Source organism: Bordetella hinzii LMG 13501, assembly GCF_001548475.1.
GTDB classification, from domain to species: domain Bacteria; phylum Pseudomonadota; class Gammaproteobacteria; order Burkholderiales; family Burkholderiaceae_B; genus Bordetella; species Bordetella hinzii.
In genome coordinates, this window is the sequence record NZ_LRUJ01000015.1 from 65994 (window position 1) to 81287 (window position 15294).

Sequence of the window (15294 nt, forward strand, 5' to 3'; positions counted from 1 at the left end):
CATGGGGTTATTTCCCCGCCGGCGCGGCGGCGGCGTACAATCTCGCTTGCCGTGTCGGAAACACACGGCCTTGCAGTACGTCTTCAGGGCGGGGTGAAACTCCCCACCGGCGGTATGCCGCGCAATGCGGCGAGCCCGCGAGCGCCCGGCACACGCCGGGGTCAGCAGATCTGGTGAGATGCCAGGGCCGACGGTCATAGTCCGGATGAAAGAAGATGTGCCGGCACAACCCGCCCGGGCCAGGCGTCCAGGCGGTATTGCGTTTGGCTGTCGTAGCCCTGGAACGTTTTTCGCCCATTTACTCTAGCGAGAGCGTTTCAATGTCCACTCACACCATTTCCCCGCTGTTTGCCCAGCCGTTTTCCATGCGGCTGGACCGCGCCCTGCATCATTTGCGCCTGGGCCGCCCCATCATCCTCATGGACGATTTCGACCGCGAAAACGAGGCTGACCTCATCGTGGCCGCCGACAAGCTGACCGTGCCCGTCATGGCCCAGCTGATCCGCGACGGCAGCGGCATCGTCTGCCTCTGCCTGCCGGGCGAGACCCTCGATCGGCTCGAACTGGCGCCCATGGTGCAACGTAACCAGAGCCGCTACGCCACGGCCTTCACGGTTTCCATCGAGGCGGCCAACGGCGTGTCCACGGGCGTGTCCGCCGTGGACCGCGTCACGACCATACGCGCGGCCATCGCCCCCGGCGCCCAGGCCGGCGACCTCGTCAGCCCGGGCCATGTCTTCCCCTTGCGCGCGCAAGCCGGCGGCGTGCTCGCCCGCCGCGGCCACACCGAAGGCTCGGTCGACCTGGCCCGGCTGGCGGGCTTGCGTCCGGCCGGCGTGCTGTGCGAGCTGATGAATGCCGATGGCACCATGATGCGCGGCGCCGCGCTGGAGCGCTACGCGGCCGCCCAGGGCCTGGTGGCGCTGACCATCGCCGAACTGGCCAGCCACCTGCTGGCGCGGCAGGAGGCGCTGGCGGCCGCGGCCTAGGCAGGGCGGCGTCTAGGCGCCGGCGGCCAGCCGGCGCAGGCAGGCGCGCGCATCGCCCTGCACCCAGCGCGCGCCGCAGGCCAGCATGAGGTTCAAGGGCAGGCCGAAATCCTCGACCGTATACCCTTCGGCATCGACATGCCGGCCATCGGGGGCGCGCTGCGCGGGCAACTGCTCGATCAGGGGACGCCCATCCTGGGCATAGGCCCACACGGGCTTGCCCAGCGCCACCGCATAGCCCACCTCGAAGGCCGTGCCGGAATCCGGCTCGGCGCCGCGAAAGGGGTTCAGATTGGCCATGACGAGATCGGCCCGGCGGATCAGCGTGACATTCTGGCGGTAGATCCAGTCGGCCAGCGCCGGACCGCAAAGCCCGGCCGGCGCCTGGTTATCGAGCGGATACAGGCCTTCATAGCCGTATTCGCGGCACAAGGCCTTCAGGCGCTCGCCATGGGCCAGCGAATCGGCGCGGAAGACGTCGAAGCCGGCGAGATAGATGCGTTGCATGCTTGTGTCCTGCGGTCAGAACATGCCGTTGGCATTGGCGGGATTCTCGGGGATCTCCTGGCTCACGCCCCAATGCTCGACGATCTTGCCCTCGGCCACGCGGAAGATGTCGACCACGGCCTGGCCGCGGTCTTCGGCGGCTTCTTTCCACAGGCTGTGCACCACCACCAGATCGCCCTCGGCGATGACGCGCTTGATTTCGGCCGAGGCCTGCGGATTCTGCTCGAAATAGAGCACGAAGAAATCCACCAGCGGCGCGGTGCCCGACTCCAGGTAGGGGTTGTGCTGGACATAGCGCTTATCCACGTAGCGCGACACCGCCTCTTCCACCCGGTGTTCCTGGAACATCAGGCGGAAAAAGGACAGCACCAGTTCCTTGTTCTGCTGGATGCCCTGCGCCTGGGCCGCGCAAGCCGCCGCCAGACAGGCGCAGGCCGTCCAGGCCAGCATCAACGTCTTGAACTTCTTCATGCCTTGCCCCGAGATCGTGGCAGGCCAGTGTAAGGGAAAGCCGGCCGCCCGCGGCGGCCGGTCGGCTCAATACAACGGTGGACGGCCTCAGTAGGCCACGCTGAAGCGCCGGCGGCTGTGGCGGGGCGTCTCCAGCTCATCGACCAGGGCGATGGCGTAGTCTTCCATCGAAATATGGCTGTTGCCCGCGGCGTCGGCCATCAGCTGGTCGCCGCCCAGGCGGAAATGACCGGTGCGCGTGCCCGGTTCGAACAGCGCGGCCGGCGACAGAAAGGTCCAGTCCACGGCGGTTTCGCCGCGCAGCGTCTGCAGAAAGCGCGCGCCGGCGCTGGCTTCGGGCTTGTAGGCGGCGGGAAACTCGGGCGTATCGATCAAGGCCCGGCCGGGCGCCACCTCCAGGCTGCCGGCGCCTCCGACCACCAACAGGCGCGGCACGCCGGCCTCCTTGACCGCCGCCAGCAGGGCGCCCGCGTCCATGGACACGAAACGCCCGGCGCTGATGACCGCGTCGTGGCCGGCGAGCAGCGGCGCCAGCGCGGCCGGCGCGGCGGCATCGCCCTGCCTGACCGTCAGTCCTTGGCGCGGCGCCACCTCGGCCGGTTGGCGGGCGATGCCCGTGATCTGGTGGCCGCGGCGCAGCAGTTCATCGGCCAGGCGCGAACCCACGCGGCCGGTAATGCCTATCAGGGCGACTTTCATGAATGCACTCCTTGAACGGGCGCCCGGAACAGGCGCCGACGAATGCCTTCATGCTAGCCGCCGCCCGGCCGGCCGCCTATCCCGCCCGGGCAGACACACTATTGCAATTCACGCACCAGTCGCGCGCTGCGCCTGATAGACCTGCAGATGACTGCGGGCCAGACGCAGGAGCGGCGTGTCCACCGCCAGCGTGCTGCCGCGGTGCGCCATGTCGCCCACGATGTGTTCCGCCTCCACGCGCAAGCCCTGGCGCAGGTCGCGGAACATGGAGGCGGTCATGGGCTGCGCGGGATCGGTCAGCAGCTTGATGGCCGCGGCGTCGGCCTGGGGGCGCACCGGGTGCCCGCTGGCGGCGGCGACTTGCTGCGATTCGCGCAACAAATCGCGCATGAACTCGATGCCGCCGTCGGTCGAACAGATCTGGCCCACCGAGCCGCGCATCAGGCAGGTGGCCGCGGCCAGCGTGGTCAGGAAGACGAATTTTTCCCAGATGTCCTGGTGGATGTTCTCGCTCAGGCGGCTGGCAAAGGCCGCGTCGGCCAGCGCCGCCTCCAGCGCCACGCAGCGCGCGCTGCGTGGCTGCCCGGCGCGCTCGCCGAAGACCAGGCTGGCCATCGTGCCCATCTGCACGATTTCGCCTTGCGGCCCGAGCGTGGCATTGATCTGGCACAGGCCGCCCAGCACGCGGTGCGCGCCGAATTCGCGGTCCAGGATGTCGTACTGCAGCACGCCGTTCATGATGGGCAGCACGGTGGTCTGCTCGCCCATGGCCGGGCGCAGGGCCTCGATGGCGCTGTCCAGGTCATAGGCCTTGCAGCTCAGGATGATCACGTCGTAATCGGCGGCCAGGGTGTCGGCCGTGACCAGCTTGGGATGCAGGGTGGCGTCGCCCGCCGGGCTCTTGATGCGCAGGCCCTCGGCCTGGAGCTTCTGCGCCCGCGCCGGGCGCACCAGGAAACTCACATCCGCGCCGGCCTCCAGGGCCCGGCCGCCAAAGAAACCGCCGGTCCCGCCGGCGCCCAACACCAGAATCCTCATGCCCATCTCCTCATCTCTTCAGTGGCCGGCATTATCGGCCGCCAGGCCGGTGCCAGCCTGTTCACGGCGCAGCCAGGCCTCGTAGCCGCCGGCCAGGGCCCAGGTATCCACAAAACCGGCCGCGCGCAGCCTGGCGGCCAGGCGGGCCGCCGAAATCTCGTTCGGGCAGGCGCAATAGACCACGATGCGCGCCTCGGGCAGCTGCAGCGTCTCCAGCGGCGCCCGCACATCCAGGGCGATCGCGCCGGGGATGCGCTGGGCTTCGCGCTGGCCTTCGGGCCGCACATCGATCATCACCATGGGCCGGCCGTCCGCCTGCCAGCGCAACATTTCCTCCAGGCTCAGGCGGGGCACCACACGCAGGCTGCGCACCAGGATCATGCGCCGCAGCGCCTTGACGGCCAGATACAGCGCCAACAGGCCGGCCAGCATGCCCAGCCCCATCACGCCATAGTGGCCCAGCGCGTCCAGGACATCGGTCACGATGCCTCGAAACAGGGCGCCCAACAGCAAGCCCGAGCCCGCCCAGAGCAGGGAGCCGGCCAGTTGATAGGCCAGGAAACGCCGGTACGGGGTGCCGGTCAGGCCGGCCATGATGGTGGCCAGGGCGCCCGCGCCGGGCAGGAACTTGGACACCAGCAGCGAGCGCGGCCCCACGCGCAGATACAGGCCCTGGGTCTGGCGGATACAGGAATCCCGGGACAGCGAGAGCTTGCAGACCAGGCCCAGCAGACGCCCGCCATAGCGCCGTCCGGCCAGGTACCAGGCCGTGTCGGCCAAGGCGCAGGCCAGCGCCGCCAGCAGCCAGGCCAGCAGCCAATCGCCGGGGCCGGCCGACATGGCGCCCGCGGCCACCAGCAGGGGATAGGCCGGCACCGGCAGGCCGGCCTGCTCGGTCAGGACGTTGAAGAACACCAGCCAGCCGCCGTACTGGGCTAACAGGGACAGAATATCGTGCATAAAACGAAGCCTTGGGGCCGCGGCGGCCAATGCGCCAAGTGTAGGCCGGACCGCCCCCAAACCGGGCAACATCCCTGTCCGCGTGTCGGCCGGGCCCCCCCAGGGTGCAGGCAGGGCGCCGTCCTGGTGCGTACAATTCCCCCCCGCGGTGCCAGTCCGCCCGAAGGTTTGCCCGACTTTCGCGCGTCGCGACAATGGCATACAACTTGCTTCGCCAGGGGCGGGCGCGCCGCGCCGCCGCTCCGGTCCCGACCTCCATAGGAACTCACATGACATCCTTTTTTCGTGGTGCTGCGCGTCGCAGTCTGCTCAAACTCGGCCTGGCCGCCAGCCTGGCGCTGATCGGCGGCATGGCCCATGCCCAGGCGCCGGCCAAGACCAAGGTCGCCGCGATCTATACCGTGCCGGTCGAGCAGCAATGGGTATCGCGCATCCATAAGGCCCTGAACGCGGCCAAGGAACACGGCGATATCGACTACGTCTATTCCGAGAATGTCAGCAACGCCGACTATGAGCGCGTGCTGCGCCAATACGCCGAGCAGGGCAACAACCTCATCGTGGGCGAAGCCTTCGCCGTCGAGGCCGCCGCGCGCAAGGTGGCCAAGGACTATCCCAAGACCGCCTTCCTGATGGGGTCCTCGGGCAAGCCGCAGCAGCCCAACTTCTCGGTCTTTGACAACTACATCCAGGAGCCGGCCTACCTGACCGGCATGATCGCCGCCGGCATGAGCAAGAGCGGCCAGATCGGCCTGGTGGGCGGCTACCCCATCCCCGAAGTGAACCGCCTGATGCAGGCCTTCATGGCGGGCGCCCAGGAAATCAATCCCCAGGCCCGTTTCACGGTGACCTTCATCGGTTCCTGGTTCGATCCCCCGAAGGCCAAGGAAGCCGCCTTCGCCATGATCGACAAGGGCGCCGACGTGCTCTATGCCGAACGCTTTGGCGTGTCCGACGCCGCCAAGGAGCGCGGCAAGCTGGCCATCGGCAACGTGGTCAACACGCAGGCCCAATACCCGGAAACCGTGGTCGCCTCGGCGTTGTGGAATATGGAGCCGACCATCGCGCACGCGCTGGACGCGGTCAAGGCCGGCAGCTTCAAGGCCGAAGACTACGGCCAATACTCGCTGATGAAGTACAAGGGCTCCGAACTCGCGCCGCTGGGCACCTTCGAGGGCAAGGTGCCCGCCGAGGTCATGGCCCGTGTCCAGGCGCGCCAGCAGGCCATCCTGGACGGCAGCTTCACCGTGAAGGTCGTCGACAGCGAACCCAAGTCCAGCAAATGAAGCCAGCCGCCACTGCCCTGCGCTTGACAGGGATTACCAAGCGCTTTGGCAGCCTGACGGCCAATGACGACATCTCGCTCGCGCTGGAAGCGGGCGAGGTGCTCGCCCTGCTGGGCGAGAACGGCGCGGGCAAGTCCACCCTGGTCTCCATCCTGTTCGGCCACTACGTGGCCGATGCGGGACGCATCGAAGTCTTTGGCCAGCCGCTGCCGCCCGGCCGCCCGGATGCGGCGCTGGCCGCCGGCATCGGCATGGTCCACCAGCATTTCACGCTGGCCGACAACATGACCGTGCTGGACAACGTCATGGTCGGCACCGAATCGCTCTGGAAGCTCGCCTCGGCGCGGCGCGAAGCGCGCCGCAAGCTGGTGGCGCTGGGCGAACGCTTTGGCCTGGCCGTGGACCCCGACGCGCGCGTGGGCACGCTGTCGGTGGGCGAAAAACAGCGCGTCGAAATCCTCAAGGCCCTGTACCGGGGCGCGCGCATCCTTATCCTGGATGAGCCGACGGCCGTGCTCACGCCGCAGGAAGCCCAGGGTCTGTTCGCCACGCTGCGCGGCTTCGTCGAGCAGGGCCTGGCCGTCATCTTCATCTCGCACAAGCTCGATGAGGTGATGGCGGTATCGCGCCGCGTGGCCGTGCTGCGCGCCGGCCGCCTGGTCGCCGAGCGCGCCACGGCCGACACCCATGCCGCCGAACTGGCCGAACTGATGGTGGGCCGCAAGGTCGTCATGCCGCGCGTCCAGGCGGCCGCGCCGCGCGACCCGCTGGCGCCCGTCATCCGCCTGTCCCAGGTCACGGTGCGGGCCGCCTCCGGCAAAGTCCCCCTGCTGGACGCCCTGGATCTCACCGTGCACGAACATGAAATCGTCGCCATCGCCGGCGTGGCCGGCAATGGCCAGCAGGCGCTGGTGTCGGTGCTGACCGGCCTGCGCCAGCCGTCGGACGGCAGCATCCGCCTGGGCAGCGCCAACGCCCCGGCGCCGCACACGCCGGCCGGCTGGACCGCCGCGCAGGTCGGCCGCATCCCGGAAGACCGTCATCATGAAGGCGTGATCGGCGACAGTCCCTTGTGGGAAAACGCCATCGTCGAAGACCTCGGCGATCCGCGCTTCGCCCGCCACGGGCTGATCCGCGCGCAGGCCGCGCGCGCCCATGCCGCGGACATCGCGCGCCAGTACGACGTGCGCGCCGCCTCGCTGGATGTGCGCACCCGCAGCCTGTCCGGCGGCAATATGCAGAAGCTGATCCTGGGCCGCGCCCTGTCGCGCCGGCCGCGCTTCATCGTCGCCGACCAGCCCACCTGGGGCCTGGACATCGGCGCGGTGGCCTATGTGCGCGAACAACTGCTGGCCGCCCGCGAGCGCGGCGCCGGCATCCTGCTGGTCTCCGAAGATCTCGAAGAAATCTTCGCGCTGGCCGACCGCATCGCCGTGCTGTGCGCCGGCAAGCTTGTCGCCGACCGGCCGGTGGACCAATGGACCCCCGCCACCGTGGGGCTGGCCATGACTGGAGTTTCAAAATGAGTCTTATCCTGGAGCGGCGTCCCGAACCCAGCCGCTTCGTGCTGGCGGTCGCGCCGCTGACGGCCATCGTCTTCACCCTGCTGGTGTGCACCCTGCTGGTGGCCTGGGCAGGCGCGCCCATCGGCCGCACCTATGCCTTGCTGTTCGACGGCGCCTTCGGCTCGCGCTTTGCCCTGTCCGAGACGCTCACGCGCGCCACGCCGCTCATGCTGACCGGCCTGGCCTGCGCGGTGGCCTTTCGCGCGCGCCTCTACAACATCGGCGCCGAGGGCCAGCTCTACCTCGGCGCGCTGGCCGCCGTGGCGGTGGGCGGCATGCATGGCGGCACGGGCTTTGACCTGCCGGCGCCGCTGCTCTTTGGCGGCATGCTGCTGGCCGCCGCCGCGGCCGGCGCGCTCTTGCTGCTCATCCCGGCCATCCTGAAATCACGCCTGGGCGTGGACGAAGTGGTGACCACGCTGCTGGGCAATTTCATCGTGCTGCTCTTCGTGTCCATGATGCTGGACGGGCCCATGAAGGACCCGATGGCCATGGGCTGGCCGCAATCGGTGGCCTTGAACAGCGACCTGGAACTGGGCAAGCTGATCGAGCGCACCCGCGCCCATACCGGCCTTCTGTGGGCCGTCGGCTTGGCCATCGGCCTGTGGCTGCTCAACCGCTACACCGTCTTCGGCTTCCAGATGCGCGCGGTGGGCGCCAATGCGCACGCCTCGCGCTTTCTGGGACTGCCGGTCAATCGCGTCATGCTGGGCACGGCCATGCTGTCGGGCGCGCTGGCCGGCCTGGCCGGCGCGCTGGAAGTCGCGGGCCGCACCAGCTACGTGACCCTGGACATGTCGCCCGGCTATGGCTACACCGGCGTGGTCGTCGCCATGCTGGCCGGCCTGCATCCGCTGGGCGTCATTGCCGCCAGCATCTTCGTGGCCGGCATGCTGGTCGGCGCCGACAGCATGAGCCGCGCCATCGCCGTGCCCAACTACATCGCCGACGTGATCGTCGCCGCCTCGCTGCTGTCCATGCTGGTGGCCACGCTGTTCTCGCAATACCGGCTGCGCCGCAACCCCGCCTGAGGATCTCGCAATGGAATGGATGGATTTGCTGGGATCGGCAAGCTTCTGGATCGCCACGCTCAGGCTGGCCACGCCGCTCATCCTGGGCACCTTGGGCGTGCTGATGTGCGAACGCGCCGGCGTGCTCAATCTGGGCATCGAAGGCATCATGGTGGCCGGCGCCTTTACGGGCTGGCTGGCCGTCTATCTCGGCGCGCCGCTCTACGTGGGCGTGCTGGCCGCCGCCCTGGCCGGCGCCGTGTTCGGCCTGCTGCATGCGGTGCTGACGGTGCCCCTGGGCCTGTCGCAGCATGTCTCGGGCCTGGGCGTGACCATGCTGGCGACCAGCCTGTCGTATTTCGCCTACCGCGTAAGCTTTCCCAAGGTCGAGACGCCGCCGACCATCGTGCCCTATGCCGAAATGAAATTCCTGGCGGGGCTGCCGCTCGTCGGCCCGGTGCTTGCGGGGCTGACGCCCATGACGCTGGGCGCGCTGGTGGCCGTGCCCCTGATCGCCTGGCTGCTCAACCGCACCCCCATGGGGCTGGCGCTGCGCATGGTGGGCGAGAACCCCGCCGCCGCCGAAGGGCAGGGCCTGTCGGTCATCAAGCTGCGCATGGGCGCCATCGTCGCGGGATCGGCCCTCATGGGCGTGGCCGGCAGCTTTCTCACGCTGGCCGCCTTCAATGCCTTTTTCTTCAACATGATCAACGGCCGGGGCTGGATCTGCGTGGCCCTGGTGGTGTTCGCCTCCTGGCGGCCGGGCAAGGCCCTGGCCGGCGCCCTGGTGTTCGCCTTCTTCGACGCCCTGCAGCTGCGCCTGCAGCAAGGCGCCTTGCCGGGCCTGCCCGCGCTGCCGTACCAGGTCTACCTGATGCTGCCTTACATTCTTTCCATACTGGCCCTGGTCATCGTGGCGCGCCGCGCCGCCTATCCCCAGGCCCTGATGAAGCCCTACCGCAAGGGCGAGCGCTGATTCCAAGGACTTCCCATGCTTGATCTCATCATCCGCAACGCCATGCTGCCCGACGGCCGCGGCCCCCTGGACATCGGCATCGAGGATGGCCGCATCGCGGCCATGGCGCCGCGCCTGGCCGCAGAAGCCGGCCAGACGCTGGAGGCCGGCGGCCAGCTGGTCAGCACGCCGTTTGTCGATGCCCATTTCCACATGGACTCCACGCTGTCCTATGGACTGCCGCGTGTGAACCAATCCGGCACGCTGCTCGAAGGCATCGCGCTATGGGGCGAACTCAAGCCCCTGCTCACCCAGGAAGCCCTGGTCGAGCGCGCGCTGGCCTATTGCGATTGGGCCGTGGCGCGCGGCCTGCTGGCCATCCGCAGCCATGTCGACGTCTGTGATCCGCGCCTGCTGGCCGTCGAAGCCCTCCTGCACGTGCGCGAGCGGGTCAAGCCCTATCTGGACCTGCAGCTGGTGGCCTTCCCGCAGGACGGCCTGCTGCGCTCGCCCAATGCCTTGCAGAACCTGCAGCGCGCCCTGGACATGGGCGTGGACGTGGTCGGCGGCATCCCGCATTTCGAGCGCACCATGGCCGACGGCGCCGAGTCCGTGCGCATCCTGTGCGAGCTGGCCGCCGAGCGCGGCCTGCTGGTGGACATGCATTGCGACGAAAGCGATGATCCGCTGTCGCGCCACATCGAAAGCCTGGCCTACCAGAGCCAACGCCTGGGCCTGCAGGGCCGCGTGACGGGCTCGCATCTGTCGTCCATGCACTCGATGGACAATTACTACGTCTCCAAGCTGCTGCCGCTGATGCGCGAAGCCGGCGTGGCGGCCATCGCCAACCCGCTGATCAACATCACGCTGCAAGGCCGCCACGACAGCTACCCCAAGCGCCGCGGCATGACGCGCGTGCCCGAGCTGCTGGCCGCCGGCATCCCGGTCGCCTTCGGCCACGATTGCGTGATGGACCCCTGGTACAGCCTGGGCAGCGGCGACATGCTCGAAGTCGCGCACATGGGCCTGCACGTGGCGCAGATGACCGGCCGCGACGCCATGCGCGCCTGCTTCGATGCGGTGACGGTCACCCCGGCGGCCATCCTGGGCCTGAAGGACATCGGCCTGGAAGTCGGCAAGCGCGCCGACCTGGTCCTGCTGCAGGCGCGCGATCCGGTCGAGGCGCTGCGCCTGCGCGCCACGCGCCTGGCCGTGCTGCGTGGCGGACGCATTATCGCCACCACGCCGCCGGCGCGCGCCAGCCTGCACCTGCCGGGCCGGCCCGACAGCGTGGATTTCCAGCTGGGGCGTTGACCCGAGTATCGCGAAATCCGATATTCAGCATTGCAATTACTTGATGTTCTTCGCGGCGCCTCTCTCCTATATTTCTCATCCTCACAGGAGAGAGGCGCGATGATCGATCTGTATTCCTGGGCCACGCCCAACGGCCACAAAGTCCACATCATGCTGCGCGAATGCGGGCTGGAGCACAGGCTGCTTCCGGTCGACATCAGCCGCGGCGATCAGTTCCAGCCGCCCTTCAGCACGCTGGGCCCCAACCGCAAGATTCCCCTGCTGGTCGACAGCGACGGCCCCGGCGGCCAGCCCCTGACGCTGTTCGAGTCTGGCGCCATCCTGATCTACCTGGCCGAGAAGACCGGCAAGTTCCTGCCCGCCCATGGCGCGGCGCGCCATCGGACGCTGCAATGGCTGATGTTCCAGATGAGCGCGGTGGGCCCGGTCATGGGCCAGTCCAATCATTTCCGCCACAGCGCGCCGCAGACGCTGCCCTACGCCATCGAACGCTTCGGCAACGAGGTCAAGCGCCTGCACGGCGTCATGGAGCAGCACCTCGCCTCGCATGCCTATTTCGGCGGCGACGACTATTCGATCGCCGACATGGCAGTCTTTCCGTGGCTGCGCGCCTCCGAGAAACACGGCATCCTGTGGCCGGAGCATCCCCGCCTGCGCGCCTGGTTCGAGACGGTGCAAAGCCGCCCGGCGGTGCGGCAGGCGCTCACCGCGTTCACCTAGAGGGCCGGCGCGTGCCGCCCCCTAGCGCGAACAGGCCCGGGCCAGCACCGTATTGATGGCGTCCAGCAGGGCGATGCGCATGGGATCGCGCTGGTCCTGGCGCGTGACCAGCGACACCGGGCGCACGAAATTGGGCAGGGGCACGATATGCAGATCGCTGCTCCGATGCCAGCTCGCGCCACGGATGAGCGGCACGATGGAGGTGCCCAGCCCCTGCCTGACCAGACCGGCGATGGCGTCGAGCGAATTGAGCTCCATGGACGGCCGGTTGATCAGGCCGCTCCTGAGGCGGTATTCATCGATCAAGCGGCCGGCCCATGTGCCGCGATCAAAGGCGATGTAGGGCATGGAAGAATTCAAGGCCTTGACCACATCGTCGCAAGGCGCCTGGGCCGGGGTGATCAGCGCGAAAGGCTCGCTGTACAGATGATGCACCGCCAGGTTGGTCGGAAAGCGCTCCGGCGGCTGCGTGACGATGGCCATGTCCAGCGCGCCGCGGTCCACCTGCGCGACCAGGTCGCCGGAGATCCCGGCGATGATCTTCACCTCCAGGCCCGGATTGGCCTCGGTCATCTGGCGCAAGACCTCGGGCATCACGCCGGCCAGCGCACTGATGATGACCCCCAGCGACAGCACGCCGCCCAGGGGTCGCCCGGTCTGCAAGGCCTTCATTTCCTCGTAGAGTGACACCATCTGCTCGGCCAGCGGCACCATCTGGTGCCCGGCCGCCGTGAACTCCAGCGAGCGGCGCGTGCGCACGAAAAGCGCCACCCCCAGCTCGTCCTCCATGTTCTTGAGCTGCACGCTGATCGCGGCCTGCGACAAATGGACTTTTTCCGCGGCCGCGACGATGGTTCCGTAGCGGTGCAGGGCGAGAAAGGAGCGTAAGGATCGAATCAGCATGGCAAAGCCCAACCGGCCCACGGGGACAAAGCGCTACCTTACCGCAAGGCAGCACCCGCCCCGTGGAGCGCGGCCTCAAGCGGCAGGCTGGCGCGGCAGCACGGCCTCGTAGTCGCCCGGATCGATGCCCCGTTCGCGCAGCACCTCGTCGGTATGCTGGGCAAAGGCGGGCGGCGGGCGGCGGTAAGTGGCCGGCGTGCGCGACAGTTTCACCGGACTGCCCGTGCCGCGATAGCCGTCGATGTCCACGATCATGCCGCGATGGTGCGTATGCGGGTCGGCCACCACCTGGTCGATGGTGCGCACCGGCCCGCAGGGCACGCCGGCATTGATCAGCGCCTGCGAAATCTCGATGCAGTCGTGCTCCTTGAGCAAGGCCACCAGCGTATCGCGCAAGTCGTCGCGATGCTTGTTGCGCAGCGCATTGCTGGCGTAGCGCTCATCGCTGGCCAGCTCGGGACGGCCCAGCACCTTGCACAGCGTCGCGAACTGGCGGTTATTGCCCACGGCCAGGAACAGCGGCGTGGTGCGCGTCTCGAAGGAGTCGTAGGGGCAGATATTGGGATGCCGGTTGCCCACGCGCTGCGGCACCTTCCCGCTCAGATAGAAATTGGGCAATTGCGGATGCAGCAGCGACACGCCGCTGTCGTAGAGCGTGGATTCGACGAACTGGCCCTGGCCGCTGCGCCCGCGCTCCTGCAGCGCCATCAGGATGCCGATCACCGCATTCAGGCCGGTCACCAGATCGATGACCGGCACGCCCATGCGCAGCGGCTGGCCATCCGCTTCGCCGTTGACGCTCATCAGGCCGCTCATGGCTTGCACGGCCGCGTCGTAGCCCGGCTGCGCGCCATAAGGGCCGTCGGCGCCAAAGCCGGAGATACGGCAATGCACCAGACGCGGAAAGCGTTCGCGCAGGCTGTCCTGGCCCAGTCCCCAGCGCTCCAGCGTGCCGATCTTGAAGTTCTCGATGAAGACATCCGCATCGGCCAGCAGGCGCGCGAGCAGCTCCTGGCCGGCGGGCTGGGTCATGTCGATGGAGATATCGCGCTTGTTACGGTTCACACCGATGAAATAGCTGGCGGCGTCGCCGGCAAAAGGGGGGCCCCAGCCGCGCGTCTCGTCGCCCATCGGCGGCTCGACCTTGATGACGTCGGCGCCATGATCGGCCAGCACCTGGCCACAGAATGGCCCGCCCAGGACGCGGCTGGCGTCGATGACCCGAAGGCCGGCCAAAGAACCGGCGCTGGCGTTGGGCTTGTCATTCCACATTGGCGGCAATCTCCTCGGAAAGTTGTGCGGCAAAACCGGGATAGGTTTCCTTGAGTTCTTCAAGCACGCGGCCTCGCAGCAAGGCCATGGTTGCGCTATCGGGCTCGGGCGTCTGCGCCAGATCGGCGTCGACCTCAAACGTGAAGCCCGTGGCCTGCCTGACCTCCTCCAGCGTATGGCCGGCATGGATATTGACCAGCCGGAAGCCTCCCTTGGCGGGCTCGAACATGAACAGGGCCATGCTGGTCAGCAGGGCATAGGGGCCGCCCTTGCGGTACACCCCGGGCGCGCTGGTTCCTGGGGCGCTGATGAAATCCACCTTGTCCACCAGCACGCGGGGCGAATGTTCCTCGCGAAAGAGGATGACGCGCGGCACGACGAAGTAAAGGTAGGCCGAGCCGAACGAACCCGGCCAGCGCACCGCGCTTTGCGGATAGCCCTGCGTGCCGACCAGGTTGATATTGCCCTGGCCGTCTATCTGCCCGCCGCCCAGGAAGAAAGCGTCGATACGGCCCTGGCCGGCGCAATCGAAAAGCTCGGCCGAGCCATTGGTGAAGAAGTTGTGCGCCACGGACCCGAGGATGGAGATGCGCACCGGTTCTGCCCCGCCGGCCTGGGCGCGGGCGCGCGCCAGCATGGCCGCCGCCGCGGGGATGGGGGAAGATGCGCCGACCGCGACATGCCGCACGCCCTCGAGCAGCCCGGCGATCGTCACGATCAGGCGTTCACGTGAAGTTGCCGCGCTCATGCCATCTCCTCGGCCAGCCATTGGCGGAAACCTTCTTCGCTGCGCGCCATCCGCGCATAGCGTTGCAGGGCCTCGATATCGGTCGGATACTCGCCCCAGAGGCCATAGGGATAGGCGCCGCGCCCGGCTTGCGCGATGCCGTCCACATAGAGCGCGGGCAGCACGCCGGCCGCGGTCTTTTCGTCGTCGAGCAGGCGCTGCTCGACGATACGCTCGACCGTCACGAAAGTGCGCTTGCTGGCATAGGCCATGGCCGCGAGTTCGCGCCGCCGGCCGATCCAGACATTGCCTTCGCGGTCCGCCATGGGCGCATGAAAGACCGCCACGTCCGGATGCAGGGCAGGGATCACCACCACCGGGTCGGGAGACTCGGAGCAGGGGTTCTGGATCACTTTCCAGTCACTGCGGTGGCGCAGGACATCGGTGCCGATCAGGCCGCGCAGGGAGGTAAACGGCGCGCCCTTCTGGGCGGCCATCAGGCCGGCATGGATGGCCGGGCAGGTGCTGTCCTTCATGACGATCAGGCCGCGCGAAATGGCCCGCATGAAGCAGGGCGCGCCGCCCGCCTCGCCCAGCGTGACCGCGCTGGTCTCCACGCTATGCACCAGGCCCGCGCCGATCAGCAGGTCAAAGGGCAGGCCGGCCGTCGGCACGCCCACCAGCGCCAGGCCGCGCGGGGCGCGGCGCAACAGGGGCCGCATCAATGCCATGGGCACGCCGGCGTAGTCCACGGGCAGTGCCAGGCGACATCCGTCGGCAATCTGTGCCGCGATGTCGTCAACGCTCATGAGCGGATTGAACATCTTGTCTCCGGGATATTGTTCTATACGGAAGGCGCGCCTTCAGGGTCGATGATAGGC

Annotated in this window: 16 protein-coding genes and 1 riboswitch; of the genes, 7 read left to right on the plus strand and 9 right to left on the minus strand. The window is 68.2% G+C overall.

The genetic code is table 11. From position 1 onward, the window contains the following. Window positions 1-75 precede the first annotated feature (75 nt). A riboswitch (FMN riboswitch) is annotated at window positions 76-221 on the plus strand. 99 nt (window positions 222-320) lie between these two features. Next, entirely contained in the window at window positions 321-989 is a 669-nt protein-coding gene (gene ribB / locus AXA74_RS12010) for a 3,4-dihydroxy-2-butanone-4-phosphate synthase (RefSeq protein ID WP_032978950.1), read from the plus strand. Window positions 990-1001: 12 nt separating this feature from the next. On the opposite strand, the gene AXA74_RS12015 is transcribed toward ribB, so the two are convergent. From AXA74_RS12015 to AXA74_RS12035, 5 genes are all read right to left on the minus strand, one after another. Then, complete coding sequence (locus tag AXA74_RS12015) at window positions 1002-1496, minus strand: nucleoside 2-deoxyribosyltransferase (RefSeq protein WP_029577846.1); 495 nt, start codon at window positions 1494-1496, stop codon at window positions 1002-1004. A 15-nt stretch (window positions 1497-1511) separates the two neighbouring features. After that, entirely contained in the window at window positions 1512-1967 is a 456-nt protein-coding gene (locus AXA74_RS12020; RefSeq protein WP_029577847.1) for a nuclear transport factor 2 family protein, read from the minus strand. 87 nt (window positions 1968-2054) lie between these two features. After that, window positions 2055-2666, minus strand: a complete 612-nt coding sequence (locus tag AXA74_RS12025) for an NAD(P)-dependent oxidoreductase (RefSeq protein WP_032978953.1) — start codon at window positions 2664-2666, stop codon at window positions 2055-2057. A gap of 108 nt (window positions 2667-2774) precedes the next feature. After that, the gene (gene panE / locus AXA74_RS12030) at window positions 2775-3704 is read right to left on the minus strand and encodes a 2-dehydropantoate 2-reductase (protein ID WP_029577849.1); all 930 of its coding nucleotides are present in this window, start codon (window positions 3702-3704) and stop codon (window positions 2775-2777) included. An 18-nt stretch (window positions 3705-3722) separates the two neighbouring features. After that, window positions 3723-4664: a VTT domain-containing protein gene (locus AXA74_RS12035; protein ID WP_029577850.1), complete on the minus strand. Its 942-nt coding sequence runs from the start codon at window positions 4662-4664 to the stop codon at window positions 3723-3725. Between the two features lie 269 nt (window positions 4665-4933). Here AXA74_RS12035 and AXA74_RS12040 point away from each other — a divergent pair, with 269 nt between their 5' ends. From AXA74_RS12040 to AXA74_RS12065, 6 genes are all read left to right on the plus strand, one after another. Further along, window positions 4934-5947: a BMP family protein gene (locus AXA74_RS12040; RefSeq protein ID WP_029577851.1), complete on the plus strand. Its 1014-nt coding sequence runs from the start codon at window positions 4934-4936 to the stop codon at window positions 5945-5947. After that, a complete protein-coding gene (locus AXA74_RS12045) occupies window positions 5944-7473 on the plus strand; it encodes an ABC transporter ATP-binding protein (protein ID WP_032978956.1) in 1530 nt (509 codons plus the stop codon). Before AXA74_RS12040 ends, AXA74_RS12045 begins: the two co-directional genes overlap by 4 nt. Further along, window positions 7470-8543 carry an ABC transporter permease gene (locus tag AXA74_RS12050; RefSeq protein ID WP_029577853.1) on the plus strand — a complete coding sequence of 358 codons (1074 nt, stop codon included), beginning with the start codon at window positions 7470-7472 and terminating at the stop codon, window positions 8541-8543. Before AXA74_RS12045 ends, AXA74_RS12050 begins: the two co-directional genes overlap by 4 nt. Window positions 8544-8553: 10 nt before the next feature. Further along, window positions 8554-9498, plus strand: a complete 945-nt coding sequence (locus AXA74_RS12055) for an ABC transporter permease (protein ID WP_029577854.1) — start codon at window positions 8554-8556, stop codon at window positions 9496-9498. Window positions 9499-9513: 15 nt separating this feature from the next. Then, entirely contained in the window at window positions 9514-10791 is a 1278-nt protein-coding gene (locus AXA74_RS12060) for an amidohydrolase family protein (protein ID WP_029577855.1), read from the plus strand. 99 nt (window positions 10792-10890) lie between these two features. Then, entirely contained in the window at window positions 10891-11511 is a 621-nt protein-coding gene (locus tag AXA74_RS12065) for a glutathione S-transferase C-terminal domain-containing protein (protein WP_051593943.1), read from the plus strand. A gap of 21 nt (window positions 11512-11532) precedes the next feature. On the opposite strand, the gene AXA74_RS12070 is transcribed toward AXA74_RS12065, so the two are convergent. The 4 genes from AXA74_RS12070 to AXA74_RS12085 form a co-directional block, all read right to left on the minus strand. Further along, the gene (locus AXA74_RS12070) at window positions 11533-12414 is read right to left on the minus strand and encodes a LysR substrate-binding domain-containing protein (protein ID WP_029577857.1); all 882 of its coding nucleotides are present in this window, start codon (window positions 12412-12414) and stop codon (window positions 11533-11535) included. Window positions 12415-12489: 75 nt separating this feature from the next. Further along, window positions 12490-13686: a CaiB/BaiF CoA transferase family protein gene (locus AXA74_RS12075; RefSeq protein WP_029577858.1), complete on the minus strand. Its 1197-nt coding sequence runs from the start codon at window positions 13684-13686 to the stop codon at window positions 12490-12492. Further along, entirely contained in the window at window positions 13676-14434 is a 759-nt protein-coding gene (locus tag AXA74_RS12080; RefSeq protein ID WP_032978958.1) for a CoA-transferase, read from the minus strand. Before AXA74_RS12080 ends, AXA74_RS12075 begins: the two co-directional genes overlap by 11 nt. Beyond that, window positions 14431-15237 (minus strand): CoA transferase subunit A, encoded by an 807-nt coding sequence (locus tag AXA74_RS12085; protein WP_197723096.1) that lies wholly within the window; start codon window positions 15235-15237, stop codon window positions 14431-14433. The genes AXA74_RS12080 and AXA74_RS12085 overlap by 4 nt, the downstream gene beginning before the upstream one ends. Window positions 15238-15294 lie beyond the last annotated feature (57 nt).

Coding starts and splice junctions, on each gene's coding strand:
- AXA74_RS12015 (WP_029577846.1), bottom strand. CDS start 1,496: ATGCAACGCATCTATCTCGCCGGCTTCGACGTCTTCCGCGCCGATTCG.
- ribB (WP_032978950.1), top strand. CDS start 321: ATGTCCACTCACACCATTTCCCCGCTGTTTGCCCAGCCGTTTTCCATG.
- AXA74_RS12075 (WP_029577858.1), bottom strand. CDS start 13,686: ATGTGGAATGACAAGCCCAACGCCAGCGCCGGTTCTTTGGCCGGCCTT.
- AXA74_RS12080 (WP_032978958.1), bottom strand. CDS start 14,434: ATGAGCGCGGCAACTTCACGTGAACGCCTGATCGTGACGATCGCCGGG.
- AXA74_RS12040 (WP_029577851.1), top strand. CDS start 4,934: ATGACATCCTTTTTTCGTGGTGCTGCGCGTCGCAGTCTGCTCAAACTC.
- AXA74_RS12020 (WP_029577847.1), bottom strand. CDS start 1,967: ATGAAGAAGTTCAAGACGTTGATGCTGGCCTGGACGGCCTGCGCCTGT.
- AXA74_RS12060 (WP_029577855.1), top strand. CDS start 9,514: ATGCTTGATCTCATCATCCGCAACGCCATGCTGCCCGACGGCCGCGGC.
- AXA74_RS12045 (WP_032978956.1), top strand. CDS start 5,944: ATGAAGCCAGCCGCCACTGCCCTGCGCTTGACAGGGATTACCAAGCGC.
- AXA74_RS12050 (WP_029577853.1), top strand. CDS start 7,470: ATGAGTCTTATCCTGGAGCGGCGTCCCGAACCCAGCCGCTTCGTGCTG.
- AXA74_RS12070 (WP_029577857.1), bottom strand. CDS start 12,414: ATGCTGATTCGATCCTTACGCTCCTTTCTCGCCCTGCACCGCTACGGA.
- AXA74_RS12055 (WP_029577854.1), top strand. CDS start 8,554: ATGGAATGGATGGATTTGCTGGGATCGGCAAGCTTCTGGATCGCCACG.
- AXA74_RS12065 (WP_051593943.1), top strand. CDS start 10,891: ATGATCGATCTGTATTCCTGGGCCACGCCCAACGGCCACAAAGTCCAC.
- AXA74_RS12085 (WP_197723096.1), bottom strand. CDS start 15,237: ATGTTCAATCCGCTCATGAGCGTTGACGACATCGCGGCACAGATTGCC.
- panE (WP_029577849.1), bottom strand. CDS start 3,704: ATGAGGATTCTGGTGTTGGGCGCCGGCGGGACCGGCGGTTTCTTTGGC.
- AXA74_RS12025 (WP_032978953.1), bottom strand. CDS start 2,666: ATGAAAGTCGCCCTGATAGGCATTACCGGCCGCGTGGGTTCGCGCCTG.
- AXA74_RS12035 (WP_029577850.1), bottom strand. CDS start 4,664: ATGCACGATATTCTGTCCCTGTTAGCCCAGTACGGCGGCTGGCTGGTG.